Here is a 12,580-nt window from a genome sequence, read left to right as displayed (position 1 = left end):
CTATGCCCGATATCCAATTTACCCCCGCCCAACAGGCCGCCGTTGAGGCCCGCGGCGGCAGTCTGCTGGTGTCCGCCGCAGCGGGCTCCGGCAAGACGCGCGTTCTGGTTGAACGGGTGGTAGGGCTTATCACCGACCCAAACCACCCCATAGAAGCCGATCAGCTGCTGATCGTGACCTTTACCAACGCTGCCGCCGCCAAGCTGCGCGGCGACATCGCCGCCCGCCTGGGGGAAGAGGTGCGCGCCCACCCCGAAAACGCCCGCCTGCGCCGCCAGCAGATGCTGCTGCAGCGGGCCTCCATCGGCACGGTGGACGCCTTCTGCCTGCACTTTGTGCAGCAAAACTTTGCCGCGCTGGACATACCGCCGGACTTTGAAACCGCCGAGGAGGCTGACCTGGCCCGCATAGAGCAGGAAACGCTGGCCGAGGTGCTGGAAACCGCCTATCAGGATGCGGATTTCCGCGCCTACGCCGATTTGTTTGACCGCGGCCGCAGCGATGCCACCGCCGGCGAGACCGTGCTGGAGCTGTACCGCTTTGTGCGCGCGCTGCCCCACCCCGACAGGGCGCTGCAGAACTTCGCCGAAAGCTGGCAGAACGACGCCGCCCCGCAGGATACCCCCTGGGGACGCGAACTGTTAAAAATTGCGTACCAACGCGCCAAAGACGCCCGGCGGATGCTTTTGACCGCCGCCACCCTGGCCACCCGTGACGATGCGGCCCAAACCGCATACAGCGGCGTTTTGCAGGACGATGCCGACCGCGCGGGGCGCATCTGCAAAAAACTGGAATCCGACGACTGGGACGCCATCGTTGCAGAGCTGGACGACACCGCCGGTGCCAACCGCAAGGCAGGGCGCATCAAGGGCGGCAAGGAATCCAACGCCACGGCGCTGGCTGTGTCTGAACTGCGCGACCGCGCCAAAAAGCAGCTGGCCGCCCTGCGCACCGACTGTATCCTGTGCACGGCGCTGCAATGGCAGCAGGACCGCGAAAAAGCCGCGCCGCTGGTGGCAGCCCTTGTGCGGGTGACCCGTTTGTTTTCCGAAAAATGCTTTGCCGCCAAATGCGCCGAAAAAAAGCTGGACTACGCCGATTACGAGCACTTGACGCTGGATCTGCTGGTGGACGGCGAAAACCGCCGCACCGCGCTGTGCCGTGTTGTCAGCGGGCGCTATGCCGCCATTTTGGTGGACGAATATCAGGACACCAATGCCCTGCAGGACGCTATCTACTTTGCCTTGGCCCACACCGAGGCGGACAACCTGTTTTTTGTGGGAGACATCAAGCAGAGCATTTATCGCTTCCGGCAGGCCGCGCCCGAGGTGTTCATCGAAAAACAGCAGGTCTGGCTGCCGTACCCGCAGCCCGCGCCGCTGGCATCGACGCTGAGCCTGGACCGCAACTTTCGTTCTGCGCCCCGCGTCATTGACGGCATCAACTACTTCTTCTCGGTGCTGTTTTCCGAGCAGGTCGGCGGTGTCGAGTACGGCGACGGCCAGCGCCTTGTGGTGGGGCTGCCCAACCCCGACTACCCCGGTTTCTGCGAGCTGGATGTGACCGTCGGCACTGTCGAGCAGGACGCCGAGCAGATAGCCCGCCGCATTGCCGAGATGGTGGACGCGGGCTTTGCCGTGCGCTGCAAGCAGGGCACACGCCCCTGTACCTACGAGGATTTTTGTATCCTCTTGCGCGGACGCAAGGATTTTACCGCCTACGAGGCCGCCCTACGAAAGCACGGCATCCCCGTGTTTGCCGATACATCGTCCGATATTTTGGATACACCTGCCATCCGCCCCTTTGCGGCGCTTTTGCAGGTGCTGGATAACCCCGCGCAGGATATCCCACTGGCCTCGGTTTTGCTAAGCCCGATGTTCCCCTATACGCCCGACGACCTGGTGGCCCTGCGCGCCCGCTGCCCCAAGGGTAGCCTGTATGCCGCCGTCCTGTACAGCGGGGGAGAGCGCTTTGCCCCCTTTGTCGAAGCCCTGCAGGAGTACCGCCGCCTGGCCCGCACACTGCCGATCGACCGCCTGCTGGAGGAACTGCTGGCGCGCACGGGGTATCTGGCTGCCGTGGGCACCCTGCCCGAAGGCCCGCGCTGCCGCGAGGATCTGCTGGCCTTTACCGGCTGGGCTGCCGGGGCGGGGCGCAGCGGGCTTTCGGCACTGTGCCGCGCCATGGAATCCGCCAAACGCGGCAAGGGGCTGGTGTTAAGCCCTGCCGGGCAGACCCGCCCGGGCTGTGTCTCGATTATGACGGTGCATCGCTCCAAAGGGCTGGAATTCCCCGTCGTGTTTGTAGCAAACACCACCCACAAATTCAACCAATCAGACGCTGTGCGCCCCGTGCTCAGCCACAGCACACTGGGCGTCGGCGTTATGATGCGGGCGGGCAGCACCTCCAAGCGCTACAAGACATTGCCCTACGCCGCACTGACCCAGACCATCCGCGCAGAGACCGTCAGCGAGGAGATGCGCATTTTGTATGTGGCGCTGACCCGCGCGCAGGACGCATTGATCATCACGGCGCCCATTGCCACGGCGGCGGGTACCAAGCTGCCCGCACTTTGCGCCCAGACCGAGGCCGCAACCCCCGAAATGCTGCAAAGCATGAGCAGCTGGGGCGCCTGGCTGATGACGGCGGCGCTGCTGCACCCCGACAGCCACGCCCTGTGGGATCTTACGGGTATGCTGCCGCACAGTCTGCCCACCCGTGTGCCGCTGGCTGTGCGGGTATACACGGGGCAGGAGGCCGAGGTCGAAGCCGTGCAGGCGGACCTCGCCGCACCTGATGCCGAATTTGCACAGCGTCTGCAGCAAAACTTTGCCTGGCGCAGCCCCCGCGCCGCGCTGGAAACGATACCCGCCAAGGTCAGTGTCAGCGCCGTGACCCACGCTGCCAAGCCTGTGGCGCTGGAACGCCCGGCATTTATGCAAAAATCCGGCCTGACGGGCGCCGAGCGCGGCACGGCGATCCATGCCTTTATGCAAAGTGTGCCGTTTGACAGCCCCGCGCCCGACCTTACCGCCGAGGTACAGCGCCAGATCGACGCCGAACTTCTGGACAAGAATTTGTCCGAAAAGCTGCGTCTGGACGATGTGCGGCCGTTTTTTGAAAGTGCCGTCTGGCGGCGCATCCGACAGGCCCGGCAGATTTTGCGCGAGGAACCGTTTATCACCGCACTGCCCGCCGACCGTATCGTGCCCGGCAGCAATGTGCCCGATGCCGAGGTGCTGGTGCAGGGCATTGCCGACCTGGTGCTGGTGTTTGACGACCACGCCGAAATTCTGGACTACAAGACCGACCGCAGCACCGATGCGGACTTTTACCTGCGGGAGTACGCCGGCCAGCTGCGCCTGTACCGCCGCGCCTTTGCCCAGCGCCTGAGCGTCCCTGTGACCAAGCTGACCGTTTACAGCTTTACCATGCAGCAGGAAATCGACGTGCCGCTGCGGTAAATCGCGGCATGGCCGTAATAAAAATGAAAATGCCCGCCGTTTTCACGGCGGGCATTGTTCAAGTGATTTTACTGAGCAGCGGCCTTGTTGGCGCGCTTAGCCATGCGGCTGATCTTGCGGGCAGCGGTGTTCTTATGGATGACACCCTTGCTCTGGGCAGAGTTCAGTGCAGAGGCAGCAGCCTTGATGGCAGTCTCTTTGTCAGCAGCGTTGCTTTCGATGGCAGCGTCAGCCTTCTTAATCACTGTTTTCAGGTTGGACTTGATGGCCTTGTTGTGCATAGCCTCTTTCTTGGCCTGAACAACACGGTCCTTCTGAGATTTGATATTAGGCATTCGTTCCACCTCCTTGGTTCCCCATAACAGTACAAGTTATCTTACCACGTTTTGCGCCGACTTGCAAGGCCTTTTTGAAAAATAATTCTAATTTTCGATGCAAAATCATAAAATTATGGTCAAAGGGGGTGCAGCCATGCCCAAAAAACACCTTGCATGGGTCGCCGTGGGGCAGACGATCCTGTTTTTGCTGTGCACGGCGGCGGGGTTTGCGGCGTTTTTGCAGCTGCCTCAGCGCAAAATCGCGCGGCAGGTTCTTGCGGCAGCCGCCGTGCCGACCGCTGCCGAAGCCCCACAGCCTACCCCCGCACCGACCCCCGTCCCGACTGCCGCCCCTGCCCCTGCTGCGCCCACGCCCGGCCCGACGCCCGCTGCCACCCCCACACCTACACCGCCGCCGAACGCAGGGGCGATCCGCAGCGAGTATCTTTCCCCCGATGCGGGCACCGTCAAGCTGGCGGCAGGCACCATCCGCAACATGACCGAGCACGCGGACGCCGACCTGCTGGCCGCCGTGACCACCGCCAACCTGCCTTTCACGGTGGACGTCGGCAGCGCCGAGCCGCAGGTTCTGATTTTGCACACCCACGCCACCGAAACCTACCAGACCCATCCCGAACTGTATTTTGACCCGGATTTCACCGCCCGCACACGCAATACGGCGCTGAATATGTGCGCGGTGGGGCAGGTGATGGCCGATGTGCTGAACGCTGCGGGCATCACGACATTGCACGACACCACCCTGCACGATTCGCCCAGCTACACCGAAAGTTACGCCCGCAGCCGCGCCACGGCGCAAAGCTACCTGCAAAAATACCCCAGCATCAAAATCGTGCTGGATGTGCATCGCGACGCCATCGAGGACTCCGACGGCACGCGCGTCAAGCCGCTGTGCCAGATCGACGGGCAGGACACCGCCCAGGTCATGCTGATTGCGGGGTGCGACAACGGCACCACCGCCAAACTGCCGAACTGGAAACTGAACCTGCGCTTTGCCGCCGCATGGCAGCAGGAGATGGCGGCGCAGTATCCGGGGCTTGCGCGCCCCGTGCTGTGCGGCTACCGCTTTTATAACCAGGACCTTGCCGTCGGGTGTTTGCTGCTGGAGGTCGGCGGCCATGCAAATACCCTGACCGAGGCCAAGCGGGCAGGGGAGCTGGCCGCCATGGCACTGGTAAGCGCACTGACGGATTCCTGATTTCTACCGCCAACCCGCGTCAGCCCCTTTACTTTTTTGCAATAACCATATATAATAGGATGTATTCATAAGTATAAAAATGAGGAGTGGACTACCTATGCAAAGAACCGAACTTGCATCGCTGTACAAATCCACCCCCGCCGACGGCACCAAGGTGACTGTCTGCGGCTGGGCCAAAACCGTGCGCGATTCTAAAAATATCGGCTTTATCTCTCTGTCTGACGGCAGCTGCTACAAGCCTGTGCAGGTCGTTTTTCAGGCCGACAAGCTGTCCAACTATACTGAGATCGCCAAGGCGGGTCTGTACACCAGCTTTGAGGTCACCGGCACACTGGTCGTGACCCCCGGCGCCAAGCAGCCCTTTGAAATTAACGCCGACGAAATCACCGTGCTGGGCAGCTGCGGCGGCGACTATCCGCTGCAGAAAAACAAGATGGGCATGGACTACCTGCGCACCATGACCCACCTGCGTCCCCGCACCAACACCTTCAACGCCGCGTTCCGTGTGCGCGGTCAGGCTGCCTTTGCCCTGCACCAGTTCTTCCACGAGCACGGCTTTACCTATGTGCACACCCCCATCTTCACCGGCTCTGACTGCGAGGGCGCGGGCGAGATGTTCCAGGTCACCACGCTGGACCTCAACGACCTGCCCCGCACCGAGGACGGCGCCGTCGATTACTCCAAGGACTTCTTCAAGCGTGCCGTCAACCTGACCGTTTCCGGCCAGCTGGAGGCAGAGGCCATGGCTATGGCGCTGGGCAACGTCTACACCTTCGGCCCGACCTTCCGCGCCGAAAAGAGCTACGACACCCGCCACGCCGCCGAGTTCTGGATGATCGAGCCGGAAATGGCATTTGCCGACCTGAACACCTATCTGGAAACCGCCGAAGCTATGACCCGCTATGTCATCCGCTATCTGCTGGATCACTGCCCCGATGAGCTGGCGTTCTTCAACCAGTTCTTTGACAAGGGTCTGATCGAGCGCCTGAACCTCGTGGCCGACAGCGACTTTGCCCGCGTCACCTACACCGACGCCATCGAACTGCTGAAGAAAAACAACGACAACTTCCAGTACAAGGTCGAGTGGGGCACCGATCTGCAGACCGAGCACGAGCGCTATCTGACCGAGCAGATCTTCAAAAAGCCCGTCTTTGTCACTGACTACCCGAAGGAGATCAAAGCCTTCTACATGCGCCAGAACGACGACGGCAAGACCGTTGCCGCCGCCGATATGCTGGTTCCCGGCATCGGTGAGCTGATCGGCGGCTCCCAGCGTGAGGAGCGTCTGGACGTGCTGGAAGCCCGCATGAAGGAGCTGGGTCTGAACACCGCCGACTACGACTGGTATCTGGACCTGCGCCGTTACGGCAGCGTCAAGCACGCCGGTTACGGTCTGGGCTTTGAGCGCCTGCTGATGTACGTTACCGGCATCCCCAACATCCGTGACGTCATCCCGTTCCCGCGCACCTGCGGAGGCTTCTGATGCAGCCCATTGCCGCCCCGCTGCTGCAATGGTTTTACGCAAATAAAAGGCTCCTGCCCTTTCGGCAGGAGCCTTCTGCGTACCATATCTGGGTCAGTGAAATCATGCTGCAGCAGACCCGTATGACCGCCGCCGTGCCGTACTACAACCGCTTTATCGCCGCTTTGCCTGACCCGGCGGCGCTGGCAGCCTGCCCCACCGACGCCCTGCGCAAGCTGTGGCAAGGGCTGGGGTACTATAACCGCGTCAATAACATGCAAAAGGCGGCGCGCATCGTATGCGAGCAGTACGGCGGCGAACTGCCTGCCGACTACGCCGCCCTGCGCGCCCTGCCGGGTATCGGGGATTACACCGCCGGCGCCATTGCCAGCATCGCCTTTGGGCTGCCCGTGCCCGCCGTGGACGGCAATGTCCTGCGCGTTTTTGCGCGGCTGTACAACGACGATGCCGACATTATGACCCCCGCCGCCAGGCGGCTGTTCACCGGGCGGGTCATCGACCAGATGCCCAAGGATACCCCAGGTGCCTACAACGAAGCCCTGATGGAGCTGGGCGCGCTGGTCTGCATCCCCGGTGCGCCGCACTGCGAAACCTGCCCCTTGCAGCCGCTTTGCCAAGGCTGCGCGGCGGGCCGCGCCGACAAGCTGCCCGTAAAACCCGCCCCCAAGGAAAAACGCACCGTCCCCGTGACGGTAGCGCTGATTTCGAGCGAACAGGGGCTGCTTTTGCAGCGCCGCCCCGCCAAGGGGCTGCTGGCCGGGCTGTGGCAGCCCGCCGCATGGGAAAGCGCCTTAACGCGCGAACAGCTGCAGGCCGAGCTGGAAAAGCTGGGCGTACACGCAACGCTGGGCGAAAGCCTGCCCCCCGCCAAGCATGTGTTTACCCACCGCATCTGGCAGCTGGGCGGCTGGCAGGGGACAGCCCCCGCTGCGCCCCTGCCTGCGGGCTATGTCTGGGCCGCCCCGAACCAACTGGCCGAGGTCTACCCCATACCCAACGCCTTTGCGGCGTACCGCACACTGTGGCCCTGATTTTGCGCTGTAAAACGGCAGATTGATACCAAAAATTTACATCTTCGGTGTTGTAAATTTTGGCAAAGTCGGGTATAATTACCTTGTAATATTATTGCGAAGGGAGAACCCCCCTATGATGAAGAAATCTACCTTTGGTGCCGTGCTGGCCTTTATGTTTGCCGCTGCCGGTGCTTTGACCGCCGCCGCGTTGTATCTGTATCACCGTGAGAAGGAACTGGACGAGTACGAGCGCCTGCTGTTCAGTGATGATATGGAAGATTATGACGACGATGAGGACACCGTCTACGAGAAGATCCAGGACGATGACACCGCACCTGCTGAGGATACCGACCCGGACGCCATCAAATTCTGATACCAACGATTCATGCCGGGCGCAGCCGTGTCTGCGCCCGGCATGTTTTAACAGGAGAATCCCAACATGCGCAGATTCCTTTTATGGCTGGTCATGGTGGCCGCCACGCTGGCGTTGATCCTGGGCGGTTCCGTCGGCTACTTTTACAGCCGCGCCGGTGCAGCCGACCTGCCGCAGCAGCCGGTTGTTTTCGGCGGGGCAGAGCTTACCTCCAACGGCTGGGACTGGACGGTCCCCGTTTTGGGGGACAGGCTTTCCAAACAGGTGCAAAGCCCGACCAACCTGTCGGTGCAGCATCTGGGAACCTTCAGTGAAGGCGTTCCCGCGCTGGAATTGCCCGGCTGGGTCAGCCGCGCAAAAATTACCGTGACCGCCCCCTCCGGCGTGCAGTGGAGCGGCTCTGCCGCCGAGTTTGACAGCTATTCCTATGATGCCAACGGCACCTACCGCCTGACCCTGACCGTCTGGCACGTTGCGGACGAAGCCTCTGAACCGGAGGGCTGGTCTGCCTACTGTGCGGACTTTACCCTGCAGCAAAAGCCCAAGGTGGCGCTCAGCGCCGACCGCGCGGTGCAGGGCAGCGTCGTGGCCCTGTCCCTGACAGGTCTGGTAGAGGGCGAACCTGCTTTGCAGACCGACCTCGGCACTGTATGGTTCCGCAAGACGCAGGCCGGTTACATGGGGTACATCCCCGTAACATACAACGCAGAAAGCGGCGTACACACGTTGGATTTGAGCTGCGGCGACTTTTCGCAGCAGCTGGAACTGACGGTAAGCTCCGCCCAGACCGACACCGTCACGGTGGCCGAGGATACCCGCACGGGCGGCGAGGAATACCGCAACAATATCTGGCCGCTGTTCACCACAGGCAGCGCCGAAAAATTGTGGCAGGGCGCCTTCCGCGCACCCAGTGCCGCAGCGGTGCAGCTGCATTACGGCGATGTACAGATGGTCAACGGCGCCCGCGTCGGACAAGCCACCGGCCTTGCCTATGCCCCCGCCCCCGGCGAGCAGGTCACCGCCCCGCAAAGCGGCAAGGTGCTGTTTGCGGGCAGCCTGCAGCTTACCGGCGGCACGGTGGTCATCGACCACGGCTGCGGCGTAAAAAGCTATCTGTACGGACTGGCAGCCATAGACGTACAGGTCGGTCAAAATGTGGAAACAGGAACCGTTTTAGGTGCCGCCGCCGACAGCGGCACAGATTACGAGCTGCGCATCGGCAGCAAGACCGTGGACCCCGAATCGGCCATGACAGGCCGCGGCGGTCTGCAATTCCGAGAGTATGAATGATTTCCCAACGGGGAATTTTGGGGAAGGTTTGGAAATGGAAGACGAGAAAAAACTGACGGCTCCGTCGGTCAGCTCACAGCAGGAAACCGCGGCAGATAAGAAGTCCGCCCCTGCCGAAACGCAAAGCCAACCGGCAGATACCGCCGCAGCGGCAAGCCCTGCCGCTGACGCACCGAAAAAGCCCGCCAACACAACACGGAAGAAACCCTCCGCCACAAGAAAGAAAAGCACCACCGGCACAGCGGCAAAGAAAACCGCCGATAAAGCGACAAAGAAAACCGGCACCACAGCGGCCAAAAAGTCCGCTGCCACGCCCAGGAAAAAGCCCGCCGCCAAGCCGAAGCCGACCGCCGAGACGGCCAAAGCACCCGAAGAAGCACCGAAGCAGCCTGACGCAGCGCCCGAAAAAACCGACGCAATGCTGCCCGAAACCGCTGCTGCCGTGCCGACGGAAGCCACGGAGGAGGCCGCCCGCAAGGAAAAGCGCGCCGCCGACATGACCCGCACACTGCAAATTACCATCGAGCAGATCATGGAGGAATCCGAAAAACGTGCACAGGCCGAGGCCGACGAACAGGCCGCCCGACCCACATCGGAACCCACCCCCGAGGATGAGTACGATGCGGACGACGAGCCGGAGGTGACCGCACTGGATATCCTGCACAGCGTCGCCAAGGGTCTGAGCAAGTGGCTGCTGCTGGTCGTGCTGTTTGTGGCGGTCATCGCGGGCGGCGGTGTGGCATGGCTGTACCGTTCGGCCACGCCGGACATGATCCCGCAGATCGAAGTCACCTTTGCGGGGCAAACGCCCACGGTCAGTGCTTATAACTGGAAAATCCCCGTTGTGGGGCATCTTTTCCGCCGCAGCTACAAAGAAACCGTCAGCTCCAAGCCCACGGCGCTGGAGCAGGACGTCACAGAGCTGACCCCCCGCCTGCGCGTCACACCTGTCGACTACACCACTGCGTTCACGGTCGCCGATGCCGACGGGCAGGAGGTCTACTCAGGCACAGCCGAAGGCTTTTCGTCCTATCGCTTCACGGCCAACGGCAATTATACTGCCAAACTGGTCATTACCCGCGAAAAGGAATACGCCGACGAAACCGAGGTTATCGGCTCCGAAACGCGGCTGTTCAGCTTTACCGTCAGCCACAGTCCCTCGCTGCGCATCAGCCCGGCGCGCTCGACGCCCGGCAGTGTGGCCGCTGTCTGCGTGGGCAAAACGCTGGACGGCAAAGAGCCGCAGCTGCAGACCTCGCTGCCGCACACGGCCTTTTTGGCCACGGCCAACGGCTGGGTCAGCTACCTGCCCCTGGCCCGCGACACCGAACCCGGCAATTATGAGGTCGTGGTCACGGCGGACGGCTTTGCCAAGCCGCTGATGCTGACTGTCTCCGCCGGCGACTTTGCCTACGTCGATTATTACAGCGCCAGCCAGCGCAACGCCTACTATATCGGGGACGAGGACATGCCCGCCGCCGTAAAGGCCTGCCTGCCCGGCGCAACGGCACTGCCCCAATGGCTGGAGGACGGCTTTGCCGAGCCTCTTGCCGACTATACGACACAGCTGGCCTTCGGCACGACCGAGTATGTGGGCCGCCCCCGCGACGAGCGCGACACCGACCCCGGCACCGGTGGGCGCACCAGCGTGAATGTTGTTGTAAAAACGCCTGCGCGCGGTATGCTTACCGCCCCGGCGGCGGGCCGCGTCATGCTGGCCGATGAGCTGCCCGACCCCTACGGCAACACGCTGGTGATCGACCACGGCTGCGGGCTGCTGAGCATCTTCTACGGTCTGCAGGAACTGCAGGTCGAGCACGGCGATGAGGTCAAGCAGGGCCAGGAACTGGCCAAGGCCTACCGCATTACGGTGGCTGAGATGCGCCTGATGGGCGTAGCCATCGACCCCGAACCGATCTGGCAGAACCGCAGCGACGCCTTAAAACAGCAGTAACTCCTTCAGGAGGCACCTTTTATAAGGGTGCCTCCTTTTTTCACGCCCGGCGCGACCTTGGCATAGTATGGCGCAAACACAAGGGGGTGGCCGCTGTGGCTAAATGTATTTGCATCGTCGGGCAGGACGCCCGCCAGTGCGCGGCCGGGCAAGTGCTGCGCCGCGCCGGGTATCGGGTGACTGATCCTTCCGGGGCAGGGCAGGCGGAATACCTGCTGCTGCCTATGTCCCAAAGCCGTGTCGGTGACGAACTGGCCCGCTGCCTGCAGGCTGCACGGCCGGGCACCGTCGTGCTGGCAGGGCGTCCTGGTGCGCCTGTGCGGGCTGCCGTGCGGCAGGCGTATCTGCCGCTGATCGATTATTTTGAGCGCCCGGAGCTGGAATGTCTGAACGCCGTGCCCACCGCCGAGGGCTGCCTGCAGCTGCTTTTGCGGCTGCGGCAGTACACCGTGTGGGAGAGCGAGTTTCTGGTATTGGGCTACGGACGCATCGGAGCCGCCGTGGCGCAGCGGCTTTTGGCTCTGGGCGGGCGGGTGACCGTGGCGGCGCGCCGTGCCGAGCAGTTGGCCTATGCCCGCTGTGCGGGCTGCGGAACTGTACCGCTTGCCCGGCTGGAGCATATTTTGCCGAGGCAGACAACGCTTATCAATACGATACCCGCGCCGATCCTGCCCCGCAGCCGTCTGGCGCTGCTGCCGCCGGGGGCGCTTGTGCTGGACCTTGCCAGCCTGCCCGGCGGTACCGACTTTACCGCCGCACAGGAGCTGGGTCTGCAGGCCGAACATGCACTTGCGTTGCCCGGCAAATGTGCCCCCAAAACCGCCGGCTTGCTGATCGGCCAGACGGTACTGGCTCTCTTGCAGGAAAGGAGCGACCCTCATGACAAGACCTGACACCCCGCGTGTGGCGGCCTTTGCGCTGTGCGGCAGCTTTTGCAGCTTTGATGCCGTACTGCCGCAGATCACGGTGCTGGTGCAGCGCGGCTGGACGATTTTACCCGTTTTAAGTTACAGTGCGGCCGTGCAGGATACCCGCTTCGGCACGGCCGCCGCCCTGCGCAAGACGCTTTGCCGCCTTACGGGGCATGAACCGCTGACAACCCTGCAGCAGGTCGAGCCGCTCGGCCCCAAACATCTGGCAGAGATGCTGATCATCGCCCCTGCCACCGGCACCACCATGGCGATGCTGGCGGCGGGCATCAGTGCAACGCCCGTCACACTGGCAGCCAAAAGCCTTTTGCGGGGCGGCAAGCCGGTGGTGGTCGCGCCGTCCAGCAACGATGCACTGGCGGGCACAGCCCCCGCACTGGGGCAGCTTTTGCAGCGCCGCCACTACTATTTTGTGCCCTTCGGGCAGGACGACGCCCTGCACAAGCCGGCCAGCCTGAAAAGTGATTTTACCCTTTTGCCGGACACGGTGGAGTGTGCGCGGCGCGGCGTGCAGCTGCAGCCCCTGCTTTTGTAATAGCCC

The 12,580-nt window shown here is 62.6% G+C and carries 10 protein-coding genes; 9 read left to right on the top strand and 1 reads right to left on the bottom strand.

The annotated features are described in order from the left end of the window. Positions 1 to 2: 2 nt before the first annotated feature. Positions 3 to 3,464 carry a UvrD-helicase domain-containing protein gene (locus tag Q0I19_RS01080; RefSeq protein WP_294759528.1) on the top strand — a complete coding sequence of 1,154 codons (3,462 nt, stop codon included), beginning with the start codon at positions 3 to 5 and terminating at the stop codon, positions 3,462 to 3,464. Positions 3,465 to 3,532: 68 nt separating this feature from the next. Here Q0I19_RS01080 and rpsT read toward each other — a convergent pair whose 3' ends face one another. Further along, complete coding sequence (rpsT, locus tag Q0I19_RS01075) at positions 3,533 to 3,799, bottom strand: 30S ribosomal protein S20 (protein ID WP_294759526.1); 267 nt, start codon at positions 3,797 to 3,799, stop codon at positions 3,533 to 3,535. 136 nt (positions 3,800 to 3,935) lie between these two features. Between rpsT and Q0I19_RS01070 the strand changes: the two genes are divergently transcribed. From Q0I19_RS01070 to Q0I19_RS01035, 8 genes are all read left to right on the top strand, one after another. Then, a complete protein-coding gene (locus tag Q0I19_RS01070) occupies positions 3,936 to 4,997 on the top strand; it encodes a stage II sporulation protein P (RefSeq protein WP_294759524.1) in 1,062 nt (353 codons plus the stop codon). Positions 4,998 to 5,094: 97 nt separating this feature from the next. Next, complete coding sequence (asnS, locus tag Q0I19_RS01065) at positions 5,095 to 6,480, top strand: asparagine--tRNA ligase (RefSeq protein ID WP_294759523.1); 1,386 nt, start codon at positions 5,095 to 5,097, stop codon at positions 6,478 to 6,480. After that, complete coding sequence (locus Q0I19_RS01060; protein ID WP_294759521.1) at positions 6,480 to 7,511, top strand: A/G-specific adenine glycosylase; 1,032 nt, start codon at positions 6,480 to 6,482, stop codon at positions 7,509 to 7,511. The genes asnS and Q0I19_RS01060 overlap by 1 nt, the downstream gene beginning before the upstream one ends. 115 nt (positions 7,512 to 7,626) lie before the next feature. Then, positions 7,627 to 7,866 (top strand): phosphatase, encoded by a 240-nt coding sequence (locus Q0I19_RS01055; protein WP_294759519.1) that lies wholly within the window; start codon positions 7,627 to 7,629, stop codon positions 7,864 to 7,866. Positions 7,867 to 7,932: 66 nt separating this feature from the next. Next, a complete protein-coding gene (locus Q0I19_RS01050) occupies positions 7,933 to 9,156 on the top strand; it encodes a M23 family metallopeptidase (protein WP_294759517.1) in 1,224 nt (407 codons plus the stop codon). Between the two features lie 34 nt (positions 9,157 to 9,190). After that, the gene (locus Q0I19_RS01045; RefSeq protein ID WP_294759515.1) at positions 9,191 to 11,110 is read left to right on the top strand and encodes a peptidoglycan DD-metalloendopeptidase family protein; all 1,920 of its coding nucleotides are present in this window, start codon (positions 9,191 to 9,193) and stop codon (positions 11,108 to 11,110) included. Positions 11,111 to 11,205: 95 nt separating this feature from the next. Then, positions 11,206 to 12,003, top strand: coding sequence for a dipicolinic acid synthetase (locus Q0I19_RS01040; RefSeq protein ID WP_294759513.1), 798 nt, complete (start codon positions 11,206 to 11,208; stop codon positions 12,001 to 12,003). Next, positions 11,990 to 12,574, top strand: coding sequence for a dipicolinate synthase subunit B (locus tag Q0I19_RS01035; protein ID WP_294759512.1), 585 nt, complete (start codon positions 11,990 to 11,992; stop codon positions 12,572 to 12,574). The genes Q0I19_RS01040 and Q0I19_RS01035 overlap by 14 nt, the downstream gene beginning before the upstream one ends. Positions 12,575 to 12,580 lie beyond the last annotated feature (6 nt).

The organism is uncultured Gemmiger sp. (assembly GCF_934561205.1).
Classification (GTDB): Bacteria; Bacillota; Clostridia; order Oscillospirales; family Ruminococcaceae; genus Gemmiger.
Note: the sequence above shows the minus strand (reverse complement) of the source record. Positions and strands in the feature narration are given on the sequence as shown.